This is a genomic window from [Clostridium] scindens ATCC 35704, assembly GCF_004295125.1.
GTDB classification, from domain to species: domain Bacteria; phylum Bacillota; class Clostridia; order Lachnospirales; family Lachnospiraceae; genus Clostridium_AP; species Clostridium_AP scindens.
In genome coordinates this window covers 2,591,410-2,611,334 of sequence record NZ_CP036170.1, presented here as the reverse complement: position 1 = coordinate 2,611,334, position 19,925 = coordinate 2,591,410, and the positions used below count along the sequence as shown (strand labels likewise).

The following is a 19,925-nucleotide window of genomic DNA, read 5'->3' as shown; positions in this document are numbered from 1 at the left end:
TTCCTTTCTTATGTTCTCTTGAATACATTCATAATGGAATCAAATGTATGGAAGAAAGGATTCCACGAATATTTGTTATGTACAGTTATGGTTATATCGTCACCACGCTCCACATAGACTTGGCCGTTTTTAATATCGGCGGTATCTGCTCCCGTACCCTCTATCGTGATTTCTATAAAAGAATACTCCATAGGCAGGATTTCCACGATATTTAGCCATGTAGGCTCCTTGATTTCAACATATCCGCTGGTTTCGTTATGTTTTAATACGACCTGTGAAGAAACAGCAGTTCCGCTTACACTGTTTATCCTCATCATAAACTCATCATTTGCAAGAGTGTTATCATAGTTGTCAATCATTTTCTTGATACGAACTCTTCCAACCGGTTTCTGTGAAACACTAATTCCAACATCTCCAGTTTGTGATTGTGCGCTTACAGCGACTTTTGAAGTTGTTTCCTCTTTGACATCTGCTGGAGTGAATGTCACCTTTAATTTATATGTTTCACTCTTCCCAATATCGTTCTCTGTTACATGAACTATATAGGATGGAATCGTTGGAGGAACACGGTTACCACTATCTATGATAGACGTTGCCGAATTTCCTATCGGGTTTCCATCAGTATCTACCCATTGATAAGTTAACGTTCCTTCAATCTGCGCATAATCACCTAAAGAATCTTCTACAGTTTTTGTTATCAACTCGTTCGTTGTAGTATCTTTTGCAAGGTCTGCCAAATCAACACTCTGTCCCGGTTCAAGGTCTATACGCTGTCCGTCAGCAACAGTCAGTCTGATTGGCACATTAACAGCCGGGTTATCCGTAAAATTTTGTGTATAAGTTTTTGAACTGTTAACACGTCCCTTATAAGATATCACTGGTGTTCCTGTATTAGTATAAACATTATTGCTTCCAATATAGTTACTCTTTGCTTGTGCCGGAATTTGAAGATGTACTTCTTTGCTGTGCTCCACTGTCCCAAAATTGCAGGTGACTTTTGTTGTTCCATTTGCTTGTTCTTCCACAGTAATCTTAGCTTTCGATGTAATATCTTCTCCGCCTACAAAAGCCTTGATGTTCGATTTATCCACTTTAAATTCAGCCGTGATGGTATCTTCGACCTTCACATCAGTTACTTTTTGCATATTTGGCGCTTTTGCCTGCGCATCTGCATAGATAGATTTCAATGTCTCAAAGAACTGATCTCTTGTAACAACATCTTTATAGTATTCCCCTGTTTCAAACGCTGGAGCATCACCCTTCTCTCCGCTCCCCTGAGCTTCGTAATCCATCCATGATATCATGTCACCCAGCATATTTTTTCCATAGGCAGTTCCGCTATTGGTGCGGATTCCGTACTGACATTTTAAAACCCCGTCGGGTATTGCTGGCAGTTTGGTGCTCCCCGTCTTCAAATCCTTTGCTTCACACGCGCCACCTACGATAACGGAAATCATTTCTGCATCCTGATAGATTAGGTTCCCTTTATTGTCTGCCCAATTAGCAAAGTTACTTGCCTGATTTAGTTCTTTCATTGCATCTGCCAATGCTTTATTGGTATAGTGAATGTGTTCACAATCCCCAAAACTGTCCCAGCCATAAAGACCTTCTGTAATGTTATTTGTATTGTTCGTAAAATATGGTGCTCCAAACATGGAATTGCTGCCACCATGCTGGTAATTCGTTATTCCGATCATCAGACTTCCATCTGTGTACTGTTGCATCCACTCAATGAAATCAAGGAATCCTTGCTTCATCTCATAGAGAGATAACAATTCTTTTGTGACTTCATTCTTGTTTACCAGTGACGCCCTGTCATTGGCATGTATCAAATCGAACATCTGCCAGCTGGTCTGTATCTGGAATAGCAGTACCGTTGGCTTGACTTGTTTCAGATTCGGTGTCGCTTTTAAATCCACCGTATACTCACGACTGGTATTAGAATCTCCGATGTCTGGTGATGCTGTCTTTGTAAGGTTTTCAAATGCACTTTCGTCATTCTCTACCAACGCCCCATTTACCAGTGTACCGTCTTTTACTGCATCTATCTGTGATTTCACATTTGCATGAAAAGGACTGTCGCCATCCTTTGGATATTCATGATTCGTACTCGTCAGTAATTCATCTGCATAGTCCGGTCTGTCATCCGGGTATTTTATCAGGTTCTTCTCTGAATACTTTTCACCAGAAGGCGTAAGCAAAGCACCGCATCCACCTCTACCGCTGAAATTCGGGTCATACAGGTCATACTGATATTTTTTCCAGATTTCTCTTGCATAAGTTTCATCACTGTTTTCCAAGATATCCTGTAACTCGTTCGCATTATGGAATGGAGCGGTATCATCTTTTTCAACACTTCCATAATAAAGTTTATCCAGCCCTGAAATTCCGTTTGGCAGTGTTCCTGTGATTGCTGTATAACTTCTCAAAGCATTTGCAGATGATGCTCCCTCTGATTTCGGTGATACTTCTTCCTCTCCGCTTTCATTTGCATAGGTATCCCACATATCCGCTCCTGATTTCTTGACGGTAAACCTTTGATTTGACGATGCAAGAATGTTGTCCTCTCCATCTTTTAGCATAACCATATAATCAGCCTCGGTATCTGTTTCCAGTGCCGGGAGGGAGATACTATATGATTCTTCCCATTCAGAATTTCCTGTAAATTCCGAAGAATTCAGTCGTCTCTCCGAAAGTGCTTCTGTATTGAAGGAAGCAATCACAGAATCTGATATTATGGTTTCCAGATGTACCGATTCCTTTTGGATAACATCCACGCCGGAGTAAGTTACCTTTACCGTAAAATTTGCCTGTGTCTCTCCCTCATAGGAATTATCCTCGGATGGTAAAATCTCTACATGATAGGGATTTTCACTTTCCGGCAGGCCATCTGTTTCTGTGGCATATGTACTTCCCAAAGGAATAGACGATACGATGACTGCTGTCAGTAAAAAGAACATAAGAGACTTTCGGCGAAGGCTTTTTACAATCTTCACACATCTACACTCCTTTCTTCGTTTTTTAGACAGCCATTAGGTTGGCAGTATTTACCATTGAAAAAAGGTAGACATTTTTTCAGTCATGTAATATAATCTGGTATAGAGATGGTACATATGGGTTTTGCAGTATAATTACAACGATATGACAGAAAAATACTATTTTTCCAACTATGAAAAAAAGCCTACCTTTTTTCATTATTTTTTAACAAAAATTGGGTGTTTTCGTGTTCTTTCGCCCATCGTGCAAACGTATGAGGATTTGTATTTAAGCGTCTGGATGCTTCCGCTTTTGTAATTTTCCCTGAATACCATAAGTTAAATACTTTTGAAAATTGTTTTGGTGGTTTTAGTTTTGGTCTTCCCAAGTGTTTTCCTTGTGCTTTGGCAATTCTAATCCCTTCGGCTTGGCGCTGTTTGATATTTTCACGTTCCATCTGCGCTACATAAGATAATATTTGTAAAACTATGTCGGATATGAACTTTCCAGTGATTTCGTTGTCCTTGTTTCGGGTATCCAGTAAAGGTAAGTCCAAAACTACAATGTCTATATGTTTATGCTTAACGAGATATCGCCACTGATCTATAATTTCATCATAATTTCTTCCCAATCGGTCAATAGACTTTATGTAGAGACAATCACCCTCATTCAGGTTCTTTACCAGCTTCCTGTAATTAGGCCGATTAAAATCTTTTCCTGACTGTTTGTCTACGAATATATATTCATCATGAATCCCAACATCTTTTAATGCTACTATCTGCCTATCTATATTTTGGCTGATACTTGATACTCTTGCGTATCCATAATTTTTTTTCATCTGTTTCACACCTCCTGAAATATATATTATTTCATAAAGAAATGTGTATACTCTATCGGAAATTTCTGGATATTAACTATGTAACATTTCAAATATCAAAAAAAATTTAGCGCCATTAGAAATCAGTTATGATACAATAACTTCATAAAATGAATCACAGATTACATATGGAGGTAAACCTTTTATGATTAAATATAAAATGGATTTAAGTGAGGAAAAGAAAGATGCTGCCATTAACATTGCATTGGAAAGCAAAGGAAATATCCGAAAGAGGCAAAAACTAAAACCTATTTGTTATATTTTGAGTATTCTTGAAATTATTATTGGTATATACTACTGCACAAAAGCCTCCTATACCTCTGGAATCATTTTACTGCTTCTTGGAATTTTTATTGCTATTTTGGGATATACAGCAAAAGATTTCCAAAGATATGTCTTAAAAAAGTCAGAAAAATTATTGGATAAGTCTTTCCGTTCCGGAATAGTTGAATATACCTTTGATACTAATGGAATAACAATTATCTCTAACATTGGAGAAAGCATAAATTATTGGAATGCGTTCAAAGAATATGGCACTTTCGGAGAATATATCTATGTTAAAAGGAAAGACAACAAAATGATTTTGATTGATAAGAACGATTTGACAAATGAAGAAAAAGATGAATTGCTTCGGTTATTAGCCTGTAATTTACCACAATAATATCCTGCTGTTAAAACAAGGAAAAACGTATTACGGGAAAGGGAAACATAACAATGAAACTCATATGGTTAGGAACAGCAAGCATTTTGATGACGCATTCCCACCTATATCCCGTAACATAGATACAAAGAAATTAAAACAAAAAACAGATGTATGTTTTCCCCAAATTTCTGTTGTGAAACCACGAGCCGGGAAAACAATAAAGCTTTAGCAACTTTGAAGAAGCTCAATAAAAGTTCCAATTCTGGTATCTATCTGCCCTTGATCGGAAATAGAATAGTCTGTGGTAATTGTCATATATGGAATCTGTTTCTTCTCTGTTATATAACTTTTCACACTATCGGCTTCAATGGCAAAGGTGTGGCATGCCTGAAGCAGTACCTCTACTGGAAGATACAAAACCATGTCCTAAACCCATAATTTTCAAGTAACTGATATCAATCACTACTTGTGTACGAAGATGATAATCACCAGACGGAATATAAATGACTGCTCCCGGTTTTCCACCTTCATTCATATTTGAATAATTTTTACTTGCCATCAATAAATCTTTTATCTTTTTAATATAGTCACTTACTTGATTCTGCATCTTGCCCATCTCCTTTATCTTATTGTTAACATTTTATCAATTTGTCCTAGTAAAATCCAGTTTTCAAACAAAAGAGGTTGTTTAAAGCGAAAAGTTGGTATCTCTTTTGCAAAATGTGTCCTTTTATCTGTAAAAGTGACTTTTTCTATATAATTATCAACCCATTTCACTTAAGATGTCCTTGGGTGACTTCCTCATAATAGAAATGCTTGCAATTGATACAGCAAATAACAGCAGACCGATGATTGCAAGAACATCTGTTGCAATCATTTTTCCAGTTATTACAATTTCCGTACCCGTTATTGTCAGCTCTGGTGCGACATAGTCTGTAGTTATACTGTCCGCATCAGCCTCTGCCTGCTCCTCTGCCTGCTCTTGTGTCTGGCGGGCCAGATAGGATGCTGTCGCCTTTGACAGGAGCGGGGATGCACCCATCGACAGGACAAACCCAATACACCCAACCAATAATGCCTCCACCAGGAACTGCATCCATATCCGCTTCTTGCTTTCCCCCAGCGCCATCAGTATCCCGATCTCCTGTGTCCTGTTTTTCATCCAGAACAGAAAAATCAGGACCAAGATGATATAGCTTGCTGAGGATACTAACAGCAGCAGCATCCTGCTGATTTTCTCCATGTCATTGAAGTTCTCAGCCATGCTCTTGATGTTCCCGTTGTTGTCTATCAGGTCATACCGCTCCCATCCAATATCCACCTTCTGGATGTCCGCCTTGACGCGGTCATAGGCATCCACGTCCTTCACCTTGAAGATGGCATATTGGAAGAGGGGATTGCCCTCCTCTCCGGACGCCTTCTCCGGAAAATGCAGGTCTGTAAAGATTGTGTTCTCCGACCGGTAGGTGTCACCGGACATCACAGGCTTTATTTTCTGTGTCGTCTTGTAGATTCCTACAACCTTTGCACTGTATTCCTGGGAGTTTTCCTTGTCTTTGGCGTTATTAAACTGAAGCTCATCCCCAGGCTTTAAGCTGTTTAACTTAGCAAGCTCCTCGGAAACCATGCAGACATCGGTTTCATTCTCTTTGATCATCCGTCCTTCCACGAGCTTGATTTTCCCGGATGCCACATCCATGTCCATTTCCATGATACGGTTTCCCCGCACATTCACGCCGCCAAGGTCGCTGCTTTGGTCTACGTCTGGATTCTCAATGCGTTTGAAATTCACCGGGTTAACGGGTGTCGATACGGTAATTAAGTTATAGGCTTCAATTCCATCTACTTCGGCAATCTTTTGGACATCAGCCTGTCTGATTGTGTAGAAAGAATTATCTCCTGTTGAAAGCCATGCCCCATCAGGCATCTGCTTCTGCACATATCCATTATATTCTCCTTCCTTATTTCCAAGAATTTTGCTAGCTTCTTCGCCTCTTTTCTGACTGTTCATCTCATTTACTTCTAGCCTGAAAGTTGCGCCGACTGCCTGGCGTGTTGCATCCTGTGTTTTAATATTTGCCGATTGCCCTGCAAGGCCAGCCATAAAGAAACTGCTGATTACCACAACCACTATCAATAGAAGAATACTCTTAACAGGCTTTCTGAATATCGATCTGATTCCCCTTTGAAACACATTCATCATTTTCTTCCTCTTAAAAATATTGGTTTTTGCCTACGATTGAATCCAAATTGCTGACTGCGTAAATTTTATATTTGCTGGTTGGTGCCGTTTTGAAAGAAATTATCTTTAACCTCTTGGATGACCCCCGAACTGATTTTAACTACCATGTCTGCCGCGTCAGCAACCGCTTTGCTGTGGGTAACTACTATCACACATTTTCCTAACTCATGGGCGCTTTTCTGTAGAATACCAATAATCTCATCCGCAATTTTTTCATCAAGGTTACCCGTGGGCTCATCCGCCAGCAATACTTTAGCAGGGCTGGCCAGCGCCCTTGCAATCGCAACTCTTTGCTGCTGTCCTCCCGATAGCTGTAAGACTTTTCTGTTCCAGTCACCACTTGGGATTCCCACTGCCGTCAATAATTCTTCCGGGTTTTCTTTCCCGCCAAGCATTACATTTTCCTTTGGTGTTAAATAATCGATCAAATTGTAATTCTGGAATACCAGGGAAACATTTTCCTTCCTATGGCGATTCAAGCCTTTTTTCTGAATATCTTCCCCTTTATAGAGAATTTTTCCGGATACGGGAACATCCAAGCCAGCCAGCAGCGACAAAAATGTTGTTTTCCCGGAACCGCTCGGTCCCAAAATAGCGTATACATTTTCTTCTTCAAAACAGTAAGAAATATTATTCAGAATTTTTTTATCCTTATTCGCTTTATAATGATAGTTCACATTCCTGACTTCTAATATCATGTATTTTCTCTCCTATCTATAAATTCAAATCCCATTCCCAGCTTCCAGATATCTTCATTGAGTATGACCATCGGACATATGTTATGCTGCCACATGAACTGCTGTACAATTTCCATAGCATAATCAAGGTTTTGGTTCCGTGCGTTATGCTGTGCCTCAAAATCAGCCTTTAGCCCATCGCCTTCGCCGTAAAAGGCAATTCATATTCTCCGCCCCTTCATAAACATTTAACATTATGTGTATCCCTAATTCATTCATTGCTTTTTCAATATCCTATATAGTCTCAGACATATATGGCCGATTTCTATCTCCTCTGCTTCCTGTAGCACCGCGTCAAAAGACAGAATATCCAATATTGACTTTTCACTCTGTTTCTCTGCCATTATAACACCCCTCCCCTTAGCTCATTTCACTTAAGATCTCTTTTGGTTTCTTTCTCATGATGGTAATTCCAGCTACCGACACTGAAACAAATAGCAGTGTAACTATAACTGCCGCATCCGCCGCCACCATTTTCCCAGTTATTACAATCTCAGTTCCCTTCATTGTCAGTTCTGGTGCAACGCGGTCTGTTGATATGCTGTCCGCATCAGCCTCTGCCTGCTCCTCTGCCTGCTCTTGTGTCTGGCGGGCCAGATAGGATGCTGTCGCCTTTGACAGGAACGGGGATGCACCCATCGACAGGACAAACCCAATACACCCAACCAATAATGCCTCCACCAGGAACTGCATCCATATCCGCTTCTTGCTTTCCCCCAGCGCCATCAGTATCCCGATCTCCTGTGTCCTGTTTTTCATCCAGAACAGAAAAATCAGGACCAAGATGATAAAGCTTGCTGAGGATACTAACAGCAGCAGCATCCTGCTGATTTTCTCCATGTCATTGAAGTTCTCAGCCATGCTCTTGATGTTCCCGTTGTTGTCTATCAGGTCATACCGCTCCCATCCAATATCCACCTTCTGGATGTCCGCTTTGACGCGGTCATAGGCATCCACGTCCTTCACCTTGAAGATGGCATATTGGAAGAGGGGATTGCCCTCCTCTCCGGACGCCTTCTCCGGAAAATGCAGGTCTGTAAAGATTGTGTTCTCCGACCGGTAGGTGTCACCGGACATCACAGGCTTTATTTTCTGTGTCGTCTTGTAGATTCCTACAATCTTTGCACTGTATTCCTGGGAGTTTTCCTTGTCTTTGGCGTTATTAAACTGAAGCTCATCCCCAGGCTTTAAGCTGTTTAACTTAGCAAGTTCATCGGAAACCACGCAGACATCGGTTTCATTCTCTTTGATCATCCGTCCTTCCACGAGCTTGATTTTCCCGGATGCCACATCCATGTCCATTTCCATGATACGGTTTCCTCGCACATTCACGCCGCCGAGATCGCTGCTTTGGTCTACATCTGGATCCTCAATGCGTTTGAAATTCACCGGGTTAACGGGTGTCGATACGGTAATTAAGTTATAAGCCTCAATCCCGTCTACTCCGGCAATCTTTTGGGCATCCTCCGGTTTTATGGTTTCAAATGAATTGTCTGCTTTACCCATCCACGCGCCATTGGGCAATTGTTTCTGCGTAAAGCCGCCATATGTCCCTTCTTTATCCTCACCGATTATTTTTGTCGCTTCGTCTATTCTTTTGTGCCGGTTGGCTTCATTTTCCTCCAGCCTGAAAGTAGCACCAACAGCCTGTCGTGTTGCATCCTGTGTTTTAATATTTGCCGATTGACCGGAAAGACCAGCCATAAAGAAACTGCTGATTACCACGACCACCAGCAAAAGGAGTATACTTTTTATGGGTTTTCTGATTATGGACCGAAATCCCCTCTGCATTATATTCATTCTATCCCTCCATTTCTGATAAAGTATCTTTGGGATTCGCAAGCAAAATGGGAATCAATGAAATACCTACTGCTATCAATAAAATTCCTGCCCCGGCAACTGCAAGCCATCCAATGTCTGCTACACGGATGCCGATTTCTAACGGAACAGAAGAAATTTGGTTTTCCGTGAACAGCAGTTTTTTTAAGGCTTCGGCCATGTAGTTTCCTGACAAGACAGAGATGACTGTTGCCATAAAAAACACTAAAAGGCCTTCCAAAAGTATCTGAAGAAAAATAGTCCCTTTATTTTCACCCAGACTAATATAGACTGCTGTTTCTTTTTTCCTGGCGCGCATCCACATACATAAAAGAAGTGTGATAACAATAGCTGCTGTCCCTATGGTAAGTATCAGCATCAGTTTCACAACGCGCACCACCTGTTTAAGCGGCTGTTCCATCTGCCTGTATAGGACATCAGATTTTGTCAATTCCACTTTTTTTCCCAGTTTCCGGGATATCTGCTGCTCGATACTGGTAAGCTGCTCTGGGTTTTTTACATATACAGAAGCACTCTCAAATCCTTTTTGTCTCTGCAGCTTCAGCGCCAGTTCAGGCATCCCATAAATCGTGTTCTCTATCCGGTAAACAGCCAAGGTGCTTTTGGTCTGCTTCGATTCCGTCCCCGATAGGTAAAGCCCGGATATCACGGCATTGATTTTTTCCCCGGCATCATTTTTCAGCAGCACGGTATCCCCCAATTCCCATTGGTTCATCTCTGCAAGGTTTTGGTTTACCACTATTTCATTTTTATCTTCCGGAAAATCCCCCTTTATAAGCCTTATCTGCCCTTCGGCGAACGGGCCATCTGCACTGAGACTGTCATAACTAACAACCTGTGCCTGCGAATTCTCCTTTGTTGAATCTTGGTTTCCCGTATACAAACGGAACCCAACCGGACAGCACTGACTTTTTGCCATTTTATTGATATCCTTTACGCCATCAAAATTAAAAATAGCATTGATATCCTCTGTTGTAATAAGATGGTCCTTATCTGAAATTTCTGCGATTACCTTTGATTTTGTTTTTTCCTGCAGGCTGCTTTTGGCTTCCTCTGAAGCCCTCAATATCGTAACCGTACATAAAATCATGGTTTCCGCAACGAACAACACCAAAAATAAGATAGCCGTTTTTGACCTTTTTCTGGCAAGATACCGGATAGCCCTTTTATAAAATTCCATTCCGTTCACCTCTATCTGAGAGTTCTATAAATAATTACTTTGTCTGCTAAGAAAGTCCCGTCATCTTGATAAGTTCCATAAAGATATACGTTGGATTGCTTTTTTAATTCGCTCTTACCTGTATCCTCCAAGTTTGCGTCACTTGCACCGACAGTAGCGGTGGCTAATTGGAAACTCACGCTATTGCTATAAACAACATTAATTTTACTTTTGTCATCAACATCCCCCCCGGCTGACGCCAGTTTTTGCTCATCCTCTGATTCTGTTCCCTTTATGACAGTACATCCTGATTCAGAGAAATCTACTACTGTAGCCACCATATTTGCTTCAGAAAGCATATCCACAACGCTTTTCCCCGTATCCGAAGCTGTATTATCACCACATCCTGTTATTACTGCCGCCCCTAATGTTGCCGCCAATATAATTACCATTATTCTTTTTTTCATGAAACTCAACCTCCTGTATTTATTAATAATCACTCGGAATCTTCAGCCCAGTAAAATTATGGCTTGTAAATTCTTTAGGTTAGAATCGATGATGGGGTAAACGAAAAAGCAGTTTTGGCATTCCAATGAACTACCCCTTCGTTTACACCATTATTACTGCGTATTTTTTTCTCCTGGACATCATTTCCTCCTCTCTGCATATTAATATACCTGCGTATTATAAGTTTACTGCGTATTTTATGTGTAGTTTATGTGTAGCTCTGTTTCTCCCTAACTCATTGCACAAAAAACAGGCTGCCGCAAACGATTCGTCTGCGATAACCTGTCCGTGCTTTTAACTGAATATGATTTTTATTGCCACACCATGCTCTGTATTATAAAACTGATACGCAAAGCCATGGAGTTCCAGAATCATTTTAACGATATAAAGCCCAAGGCCGCTTCCACCTGTCTTCCTGCTTCGTGACTTATCTCTTCGGTAAAATGCATCAAATAATTGGGGGATTTCCGCTTCGGGTATGTTTTCAGATTCATTTTCTACTGAAAAGATAATATTTCCCCCTTCCCTGAAAATACGAATCCAAACGCTGCCATTGTCTGGGGTATACTTAATTGCATTCCCAATCAAATTACTAATTACTTTTTCAAAAAGTGCCTTGTCAACAGTCACGCCCGCTTGTTCTAAAAGTTCAATGTGCAGCTGTAGCCCCTTATTAATGGCTATATCCTCTAAGTTATGAATAACCCCCTGTACTATTTTATCTAAAGCTATTGTAACCCTGCTCAGAGCAAACCCGGAAGACTTTATCCTGGCAACTGACAATATTTCCTTGATCATGTCATCCATGGAATTTACAACTTCATAGGAACGTCTTAAGTATTTATCTCTGTCCTTATACCCGCCGACTCTATAAAGCATTCCCTGTAATTGTCCCTTCAGAACAGTAACAGGGGTCTTTAGTTCATGTGAAACTGCAGAAAAGAAATCCAGCTGCTGCTGCTCCATTTGCTTCTCACGCATAATGTCCCGCTGCAGCAACAGGTTTTTTTCTTTTAGCTCATCCAGTGCCTCCTCCAGTCCTTCTGCCAGGCGGTTCAGATTTTCCCCCAATATGCCGATTTCATCGCTTCGGTTAACGGGACGCTGTATTTGGAAGTCCAGATCAGCTAGTTTTTTTGATGCCCTGCTTAACACTAATATAGGGTTAGTCACATACCTGCTGTAAAACACAGCAATTATGAGCGAGATTAAAAAAGCAATGATGATTAAAGCAGGCAAAATCCTGTTTAGGGAATCCAAAGCAGCATTTGTCCGTTGTTTCGTCCCAAATATCAGTATCTGGTAATCAGAACCCTCCTTTCTATCCACAAAATAGGTTTTTGTTATCCCTTTGCTTATCTGGGATTTCTCGCTGTCTGTTTTCGGATCCAGCTTGTATTCAATCTGTCCGAACGATTGTAACTCTTTTCCATTCTCATCCATTAACGTAATGGAAAGGCTGTATTCTAAAGCAAACATTTTCAGCATGGTTCCCATCTCCTGCTCGGACACTTCTGATAATTGTGACACTAAATTTTGTGTGGATTTATCAAGGCTGTCATCCAACTCTGCCAAATAGCTCTTGGATACCCCAAAAGCTACCATTCCATAGGCCAGCCCACTTACAGTCAGTAACAGAACAGCTGTCAATAAAAATATTTTAACTCCTAAGTGCTCTTTAATATATTTTTTCAACTCGGTATCCTACTCCCCTTACTGTCTCAATATAGTTCCCGGCATCTCCTAATTTTTTTCTGAGATTCTTAATATGGTTGTCCACAGCACGCTCTTCCCCTACATATTCATATCTCCACAACCTATTCAAGAAGCTGTCCCTGCTAATGACCCTGCCCTGATTCTCCAATAATTCCTTCAAGATTTCATATTCTTTCTGCGTCAGATTAATGTCCTTCTTTCCAACCTTCACCCGGTAGTTATCAACCATCAATGTCATTTCTTTATAATGTAGCTCTTCTTTTTTTTCCAGCCCTTTATTTTCATACCGCCTTATTACAGCCTCTATTTTTTTCATCATGATTGGAAGTGAAATAGGTTTTGGGATATAGTCATCAATCTGCAGTTCAAAACCTTTTAGCTGGTCTTCCTCGCTTCCTAATGCGCTAATCATAATAACTGGGATCTCCGATTCCTGACGTATCATCTCACATACAGTATAACCATCCATTTTAGGAAGCATAATATCCAATAGAATCAGATCCGGGTTTCCCTTTCTAAATGCGGTAACACCGTCAATTCCGTTTTCTGCCGCAAGCACCTGATACCCCTGATCCTCTAAGAAGAATTGCAGCATCTCCTGTATATCAAGGTCATCTTCTATTATCAATATCGTTTTCATGCTTTCATCTCCTTAAATGTACATATATTATCATGCAACTTTGTATTTTATGTGTAGAAAAGATAAGATTTTTATTATTTTCTTGTGGATAACCTTTTACCTCTTTTGCCGTTCTGAATGTAAACATTTTTTTCTGTCCGAAAATCACCTTGTTCTGCACAAACCAGCTAATAAGAAACAATATACACTCTGTCAAAAACTTTGCCGGATGGATTGGAAGATGGAGTACGAATATGAACTCTTCCAAAATCAGGTTATTCATGATAAGAATAGACCCAGCCAGGAGAAAACTGGAAAAGGAAATGCTGTGAACTTTGAAAATCTCCACGGGATCTATTCTTTTATAAACTCCTTATATATACGGAAAGAATCCCGTATTACACGAAAATGGGAGGTGCTGTTCTCTTTATCCCGATAAATTGTCTCAATCGGAACCTCCACAATCGGAATTTTCTGTTTTACACAATAAAGCAATACCTCCGTTTCATATTCATAACGTTCTCCAGAAACCTCGCAAAACTCACGGTTCATTTCACTTGAAAATGCCCGCAGACCGGATTGTGTATCACTAACTGCAGTCCCCGTCATTAAACGAAATATATTTCTCGTGATCGTATTGCCAAACCGGGAACGGAGCGGCATCTTTTCAGAAATCTGTCTAGTTCCCAGAATCAATGATTTGCCGCAGGATCTTGCCTTCAAAATCAGTTTTTCCATATCTTGTACCTGATGCTGACCGTCCCCGTCCATGATTCCCACCACATCATAATCCCAGAGGCTTTCTTGGATAAGTTATCATTCCGCTCTTTCATCATCTGCATTCCTAAAACCATTATAAATCCAAGAATGCATGAAATCACCTGGAAACTATTCAGGCTCATTGCAGGCATTGCATTTTCCAAAGTCGTAGGCCCCATTATAATTGCATAAAATGACCCGATCATCATACCAAGAATTAAATACACAGTCTGCACCCGGAACTTCTCCAGACACAACTTAATGATTTTCACTACTGTAAGTGCTCCCACAAGAATGCCTCCTCCAAACATAGCAAGTGATGGGAAATAGGAAAGTTCCAAATGAAGGATTCCCTTAATTGCAGTAATGACTGGCATATAGACTCCAAACACTAAAAGCAATGTTGAACCGGAAATCCCCGGCAGGAACATAGCAGAGATTGCACATATCCCAATCAGAAACAATTTCAAACCGAGCCCCATGGAAAAACTGGAAAGATTAACAGATGTACCACCGATTTTTCCGTTCATCCAGGTAATCCCTACAACAAGGAGAATTCCCAATATCAGAAACAATACACCTTTTCCAATCTTATAAAAATTCTCCTTCTCCTCTTTTATAATCAGCGGGATAGCTCCCGCAATGAATCCAATAAACAGTGAACTGACCACATAAATATGACTTTCAAATAAAGAAGAAAGTGCCAATGCCGCAAGAGCCATTCCAATTACCCAGCCTGCACCAAGCCTGAGCAAATAACTTGCTGCTTCCTTCTTCTTTTCCGCCTTTCCGAAAACAATATTATTGATCGAACCGATAAAACGGTCATAAAATCCCATAATAAATGCCACTGTTCCACCCGATACTCCTGGCACACTGTCAGCCAGTGCCATACAAAATCCTTCTATTCCTTCCTTTAACATCAAAAAAACCTCCTGTCTGATTTTGATAGATATCTTAACAATCTACCTTAAACAAACAGAAGGTGTTTTTCTAAACAATTTCTAAACGATTGCTAAAAGGATTGTCCCAAAAGTAATCAAAAGCATTCCGATTGCTGTTCCCAGATTTGTAAACATTTCCCTCTTATTTATTCAGCCGGTATCCTGCGCCCCATACGGTTTCCAATATTTTAGGTTTCCTGCTGTCATCCTCTATTTTTTCCCGAATCCGATTGATATGCACCATAACAGTCGCACTGTCACCAACATAATCATAACCCCATATTTTTTCAAATAACTGCTCTTTTGAAAAAACAATATTCGGATTCATCGCAAGAAATTGCAGAAGTTCAAATTCTCTGTTGGGAAAGCGAATTTCTTTCTCGCCCTTGTAAACCTTCCAGCCTTCCGTAAGAATTCGCAGATCTCCAATGACAATTTCATCCGGATTTTTCTCTGATTTCTTGGCTGCTCCGAACCGGCTGCGCTCATATTGACGGAGGTTCGCATTCACCCTTGCCACAAGCTCTGCAGGATCAAAAGGCTTGGAGATGTAATCATCTGCTCCGGCCCCGAATCCACGAAGTTTATCCACAGATTCCGTTCTGGCTGTCACCATAAGGATTGGAATATCCAGTTTATCCCTGATTTCCTTACAAATCTCGTATCCGCTTTTATCCGGCAGCATTAAATCAAGCAGAATCAGGTCAAAGCGTTCTTTTTCCAGTAATGGAACAACCTGAGATCCTTCGGATACGATTTTTGTTTCCAGACCGGCTGTATTCAGATACGCTTCTTCTATCATGCTGATATCCGCATCATCTTCCACAATTAAAATTCGTTTCTCACCCATTCTCATTCTCCTCTGCCAGTGGAAAAATTATGTGAACAGCCAATCCCTCCAGATTCTCTGCATAAACGCTTCCACCCATAGCTTCCACAAGATATTTCACAATATGAAGTCCCAGCCCATTTCCTTCTTTCCGGTTTCTGGATTCATCACACCGGTAAAATTCTTCGAAAATATGGGAGAGTTTTTCTTCCGAAACACCTTGTCCATTATCCAAGAAAACCAAATGTGCTGTCTGTTCTTTCTTACTCAATTCCACCTTAATTCTCAGTTCATCTGCCTCAGCATATTTCAAACTGTTTTCCAACAGATTATCCAGAATTCTCTGCATCTGTTCCGGGTCAACCGTTGCCCAAATATCTTCCCCGACATCTGCCAAAATAGAATGTTCTATTTTTTTCGGGTCATCCTGTTTCCCTCTGACATAACGATTCACAAATACAGCCAGGTTTACCTTTTCCATATGCAGCGGCATATTTCCTGTTTCCATCTTGGAAAAATAGAAAAGTCTCTGTAAAAGTGCATCCATGTCTCCTGTTCTTCGATATGCCGTCTCCAAAAAAAGCTTCTGCTGCTCCGGTGAAGAAGCGATTCCATCCATCAGTCCTTTAATAGTACCTCGAACAGCCGTAAGCGGTGTCCGAAGGTCATGGGAAATCCCGGCTACCATATCAGTCCTAGCCTTTTCATATTTTCGATTTTTCTCCTGCTCTGTAAGTATATGGGACTGCATATTATTGAATGTATGACAGGCATCCTCAAACTCCGATTCTCCCTGATACGCAATGGGAACTGTCAAATCACCATTTTTCACACGGTTGGCTCCATCTGCCAGTTCATTCAGTGGCTTCAGGATATGATTTGTTAAATTTCTGGTAAACAATTGACTGATAAACAGCAACACACCAATACAAATCACTCCGTCCAGCAGCAACAGGAAAATGAATGCATTTTTATAAACCGTCAGTTCCTGCAAAACATCCTCTAAATCTTCTTCGTTGTCACTCCATGTAATACTTTCCCGGAAGTCCTGTTCAATTATTTCTATATAGACTTTTGCTATTACAAGATTTACTGCAAGAAAAATCAGCAGTGTAACGAGCACCATCAACGTATTCGAATAAAAGATTTTCTTTTTTACTGTTCTCTTTTCTTTTCCCATATCCTTTATAACCACCTTTAAGGGAAGAGAATCTGCCTGTTCCCTTCCCTTGAAATTTATTCTGCAATATGCTTCTGTCCTATAGGAACTCCGCTACGATTTATTATATCTCAAATATTCCGTAAAGCAAAGCACTGTTTTCTAATAGGATTCATGGAATCCCTTATTTCTCATCCTTCAATTTTCTTCCACAACTTCCACAGAATTTATCCGTATTTCTGCAAGTCTGACCGCAATCTGAGCACACCTGACTTACGGCTGCGCCGCACTTTCTGCAAAATATGGATTCTTTCTGCCATTTTCCGCAGGACGGACATTTTTCACGAAATATGCCGCGTATTACAAGAAACACAACCACTGCACCAAGGTTACCGCCTATTCCCAAAAGGAACCAGAGCAATCCGTTCATATCCGCCTGTATTGCCCGTTGATAAAGCCATGCCGCAACCAGAATCCAATATGCAATTGTCAACAACGTACCCAAAAGACCTGTTAGACCTACAACTACCTTGGCAGCCGGAGATGGTTCTGTTATATGATCGAAATAATCTATATCGTCAAATTCGCCCTCATAATCGTTTTCAAACTGTGAATTGAATTTCTCACCATCCTGTTCTTCTCTCGTATCTTTATGCTTTTCCGATTTATCTCCTTCTTCATCATCCCATTTCTGTACAGTAGTAACTACCTCACCGATTTGAGTACGAAGCATGACAGCGGATAATCCACCTCCAATCAGCAGAACACAAAGCACTGCAATAATTATTTGCTTTAAATGTTTACCAGTATTCATCCTCATTATTCTTTCATGAATCTTGCTCATAATGTACGCTCCTCTCGTTTTGATGAATCCAGTATAACAGGCAATACTAAACTACAACTCCATAAAAGTTAAACAAAATCTAAACAATCACGTCTTTAAATCTGCGTAACAGTCCACAAAACATATCTCTTATTTTGCTCAATTCCCCCTCAATTTACGCTCAATGTGTTCCCCATCTGTTTCCAGTAAACTGAAATCACAGCAAACCAGTAACGCATCGGTACGAAATAGCTGGAAAGTTACTGGAAATTGACAACTGAATATCGTGCAGGAAAAGAAATTTGCGAGAAATGGACATAAACATTAGACATAGCGGGTACTATGTCTTGAAAAATCATATAAAGCCGTTTAAGATATTCTTGTTAGGCGGCTAACCCTAATGATTTTTGAAATGCCTCGACTGACGGCATTTCCCAGGCATCAAGATGTTGCAGCATCATGATGCCATAGAGGCGGCAGTACCCTTGCCGATTCTATCCTGGATCGCATCATACCATCTGCCTATACCATGCGGATTGACGGAGATGTTTCCATGCGACAAAGGAAAGGGATGATTAAGAACTAAATCATCCTATCGGGAGCCACGACACAGGTTATGGCTCCCGCCATCGGACGGCTGGCTCCCGATAACGGATTCGCTGGCTCTATCCTATGAGATTGAGTGGCTCCGCCACTTCAGAATATTCACTGCATCCTTCCGTATTTTTGGATACCGGAGGATACGCTTGAGTTCCGAGTCCGGCGTGACCATGTGCCCTATGATATATGGGAGTGCCAAGGCTACCTTGAGACTACAGAAGGAAATGTCGTCCACTACGGTTACATTGAAAAATTTATCGAACAGCTCGCAGAACGTTTCAATATCCGTGAAATTGCCTTTGACCGCTGGGGCGCTGTCCAGATGGTCCAGAACCTTGAGGGCATGGGATTTACTGTTGTTCCTTTTGGTCAGATCTTTAAGGACATGTCACTTCCGACAAAAGAGCTCATGAAACTGACGCTGGAGCAAAGGCTGGCTCACGGCGGTCATCCGGTACTTCGCTGGATGATGGATAACATTTATATCCGTGCTGATCAGGCAGGAAACGTAAAAGCAGACAAAGAAAAATCCACAGAAAAAATCGACGGTGCTGTTGCGACCATCATGGGGCTCGACCGTGCCATTCGCTGTGGAAATAATACCGGTGCTTCTGTTTATGATGACAGAGGAATCTTGTTCATATAAAAATGGAGCCTTTGTTTTTACGCAAAAGCTCCACTACTGTTTACTCATTACTCATGTGAATTTACGATTCCTTCGATGTCACGACCACCGTAGAAGACACGGACTACTGTAACAGTTCCTGCTTCATCATCGACCAGATAATACACAATAAAGTTGTTCACTGGAAACTGGTACATTCCCATAGAATGCCACGGTTCCCATTCGACTAATGCGTAGCGTGCAGGCATGAAATCCAAGGAAAGAACCTCTTTTCGGATGCGCCCCACCTGAGCAGCGGCGGTCTCCGGAACAAGAAGTTCATTTGCAATGTAGGTGTAGATTTCTCTTAGGTCATTAAGTGCATCCCCAGAGTAGCTGACTGTATAATTTTCCGTCATATACCAAACTCCTTCGCAAGTGCTGCATCAACTTCATCTGCAGAATATACTTTTCCTGCTTTGATAGAATCAACACCCTTTTGGAGTTCTGCATCAAGCTGTTCTTTCGTCATTGCACCGACAGCGACAGGTTTTGAAGAAGGAAGACGTAAATCAAACGGCATGCCCTTCTTCAGTACAATCTGACTATAAAGCATCTGAATTGCACTTGATGGAGAAATGCCTAGCTGAGAAAGAATTCCTTCAGCGGTATCCTTAAGATTGGTATCTATTCTTGCATATACAGCGGATGTGTTTGCCATAGTATCGCCTCCTTTTTTCTTATATTATATTCGCTTTCGCTTGCGATTGCAAGCATTTGCAAAAGATATTTTGTGACAAAACTTTAAATTTTATACGCCCACTGAGGCAGACCACTTCACGGTCGAGTTCAAATCCGGTCTCAGCATCAATATTACAGAATAAGAGCAAGT

The 19,925-nt window shown here is 40.9% G+C and carries 20 protein-coding genes and 1 pseudogene; 2 read left to right on the top strand and 19 right to left on the bottom strand.

The window, feature by feature from the left end:
- Positions 1–8: 8 nt before the first annotated feature.
- The gene (locus HDCHBGLK_RS13485; protein WP_233440685.1) at positions 9–2,777 is read right to left on the bottom strand and encodes a hypothetical protein; all 2,769 of its coding nucleotides are present in this window, start codon (positions 2,775–2,777) and stop codon (positions 9–11) included.
- A 404-nt stretch (positions 2,778–3,181) separates the two neighbouring features.
- Complete coding sequence (locus tag HDCHBGLK_RS13480) at positions 3,182–3,814, bottom strand: recombinase family protein (protein ID WP_004608071.1); 633 nt, start codon at positions 3,812–3,814, stop codon at positions 3,182–3,184.
- A 184-nt stretch (positions 3,815–3,998) separates the two neighbouring features.
- Here HDCHBGLK_RS13480 and HDCHBGLK_RS13475 point away from each other — a divergent pair, with 184 nt between their 5' ends.
- Positions 3,999–4,514, top strand: coding sequence for a YcxB family protein (locus HDCHBGLK_RS13475; protein WP_004608070.1), 516 nt, complete (start codon positions 3,999–4,001; stop codon positions 4,512–4,514).
- A gap of 207 nt (positions 4,515–4,721) precedes the next feature.
- On the opposite strand, the gene HDCHBGLK_RS20080 is transcribed toward HDCHBGLK_RS13475, so the two are convergent.
- The 15 genes from HDCHBGLK_RS20080 to HDCHBGLK_RS13405 form a co-directional block, all read right to left on the bottom strand.
- The gene (locus HDCHBGLK_RS20080) at positions 4,722–4,919 is read right to left on the bottom strand and encodes a 2-hydroxyacyl-CoA dehydratase (RefSeq protein ID WP_130574610.1); all 198 of its coding nucleotides are present in this window, start codon (positions 4,917–4,919) and stop codon (positions 4,722–4,724) included.
- Positions 4,861–5,103 (bottom strand): hypothetical protein, encoded by a 243-nt coding sequence (locus HDCHBGLK_RS13465; RefSeq protein ID WP_009249223.1) that lies wholly within the window; start codon positions 5,101–5,103, stop codon positions 4,861–4,863. Before HDCHBGLK_RS13465 ends, HDCHBGLK_RS20080 begins: the two co-directional genes overlap by 59 nt.
- 156 nt (positions 5,104–5,259) lie before the next feature.
- Positions 5,260–6,699 (bottom strand): ABC transporter permease, encoded by a 1,440-nt coding sequence (locus tag HDCHBGLK_RS13460; protein WP_004608067.1) that lies wholly within the window; start codon positions 6,697–6,699, stop codon positions 5,260–5,262.
- Between the two features lie 65 nt (positions 6,700–6,764).
- On the bottom strand, positions 6,765–7,436 hold the full coding sequence (locus HDCHBGLK_RS13455; protein ID WP_004608066.1) for an ABC transporter ATP-binding protein: 672 nt from the start codon (positions 7,434–7,436) through the stop codon (positions 6,765–6,767).
- A 254-nt stretch (positions 7,437–7,690) separates the two neighbouring features.
- On the bottom strand, positions 7,691–7,819 hold the full coding sequence (locus tag HDCHBGLK_RS19565; RefSeq protein ID WP_004608064.1) for a hypothetical protein: 129 nt from the start codon (positions 7,817–7,819) through the stop codon (positions 7,691–7,693).
- Positions 7,820–7,835: 16 nt separating this feature from the next.
- Positions 7,836–9,275, bottom strand: coding sequence for an ABC transporter permease (locus tag HDCHBGLK_RS13450; RefSeq protein ID WP_004608063.1), 1,440 nt, complete (start codon positions 9,273–9,275; stop codon positions 7,836–7,838).
- 1 nt (position 9,276) lies between these two features.
- Entirely contained in the window at positions 9,277–10,494 is a 1,218-nt protein-coding gene (locus tag HDCHBGLK_RS13445) for an ABC transporter permease (protein ID WP_004608062.1), read from the bottom strand.
- A gap of 11 nt (positions 10,495–10,505) precedes the next feature.
- A complete protein-coding gene (locus HDCHBGLK_RS13440; protein ID WP_004608061.1) occupies positions 10,506–10,940 on the bottom strand; it encodes a hypothetical protein in 435 nt (144 codons plus the stop codon).
- Between the two features lie 334 nt (positions 10,941–11,274).
- Positions 11,275–12,675 carry a sensor histidine kinase gene (locus tag HDCHBGLK_RS13435; RefSeq protein WP_004608060.1) on the bottom strand — a complete coding sequence of 467 codons (1,401 nt, stop codon included), beginning with the start codon at positions 12,673–12,675 and terminating at the stop codon, positions 11,275–11,277.
- Complete coding sequence (locus HDCHBGLK_RS13430) at positions 12,659–13,336, bottom strand: response regulator transcription factor (RefSeq protein ID WP_004608059.1); 678 nt, start codon at positions 13,334–13,336, stop codon at positions 12,659–12,661. Before HDCHBGLK_RS13430 ends, HDCHBGLK_RS13435 begins: the two co-directional genes overlap by 17 nt.
- Positions 13,337–13,669: 333 nt before the next feature.
- Positions 13,670–14,053: a glycosyltransferase family protein gene (locus HDCHBGLK_RS13425; protein ID WP_004608057.1), complete on the bottom strand. Its 384-nt coding sequence runs from the start codon at positions 14,051–14,053 to the stop codon at positions 13,670–13,672.
- The gene (locus HDCHBGLK_RS13420; protein ID WP_004608056.1) at positions 14,041–14,997 is read right to left on the bottom strand and encodes a DUF368 domain-containing protein; all 957 of its coding nucleotides are present in this window, start codon (positions 14,995–14,997) and stop codon (positions 14,041–14,043) included. Before HDCHBGLK_RS13420 ends, HDCHBGLK_RS13425 begins: the two co-directional genes overlap by 13 nt.
- A gap of 163 nt (positions 14,998–15,160) precedes the next feature.
- The gene (locus HDCHBGLK_RS13415) at positions 15,161–15,868 is read right to left on the bottom strand and encodes a response regulator transcription factor (protein WP_004608055.1); all 708 of its coding nucleotides are present in this window, start codon (positions 15,866–15,868) and stop codon (positions 15,161–15,163) included.
- Positions 15,861–17,027, bottom strand: coding sequence for a sensor histidine kinase (locus HDCHBGLK_RS13410; protein WP_009249229.1), 1,167 nt, complete (start codon positions 17,025–17,027; stop codon positions 15,861–15,863). Before HDCHBGLK_RS13410 ends, HDCHBGLK_RS13415 begins: the two co-directional genes overlap by 8 nt.
- 163 nt (positions 17,028–17,190) lie before the next feature.
- The gene (locus tag HDCHBGLK_RS13405) at positions 17,191–17,850 is read right to left on the bottom strand and encodes a zinc ribbon domain-containing protein (RefSeq protein WP_004608053.1); all 660 of its coding nucleotides are present in this window, start codon (positions 17,848–17,850) and stop codon (positions 17,191–17,193) included.
- A 685-nt stretch (positions 17,851–18,535) separates the two neighbouring features.
- Here HDCHBGLK_RS13405 and HDCHBGLK_RS13395 point away from each other — a divergent pair.
- Positions 18,536–19,075: pseudogene (locus tag HDCHBGLK_RS13395) on the top strand (terminase TerL endonuclease subunit); the annotation flags it as partial.
- 47 nt (positions 19,076–19,122) lie between these two features.
- Here HDCHBGLK_RS13395 and HDCHBGLK_RS13390 read toward each other — a convergent pair.
- Together HDCHBGLK_RS13390 and HDCHBGLK_RS13385 are read right to left on the bottom strand one after the other, a co-directional pair.
- Positions 19,123–19,452 (bottom strand): type II toxin-antitoxin system RelE/ParE family toxin, encoded by a 330-nt coding sequence (locus HDCHBGLK_RS13390; RefSeq protein ID WP_004608050.1) that lies wholly within the window; start codon positions 19,450–19,452, stop codon positions 19,123–19,125.
- Positions 19,449–19,754, bottom strand: coding sequence for a type II toxin-antitoxin system RelB/DinJ family antitoxin (locus HDCHBGLK_RS13385; protein ID WP_004608049.1), 306 nt, complete (start codon positions 19,752–19,754; stop codon positions 19,449–19,451). The genes HDCHBGLK_RS13390 and HDCHBGLK_RS13385 overlap by 4 nt, the downstream gene beginning before the upstream one ends.
- Positions 19,755–19,925: the final 171 nt, after the last annotated feature.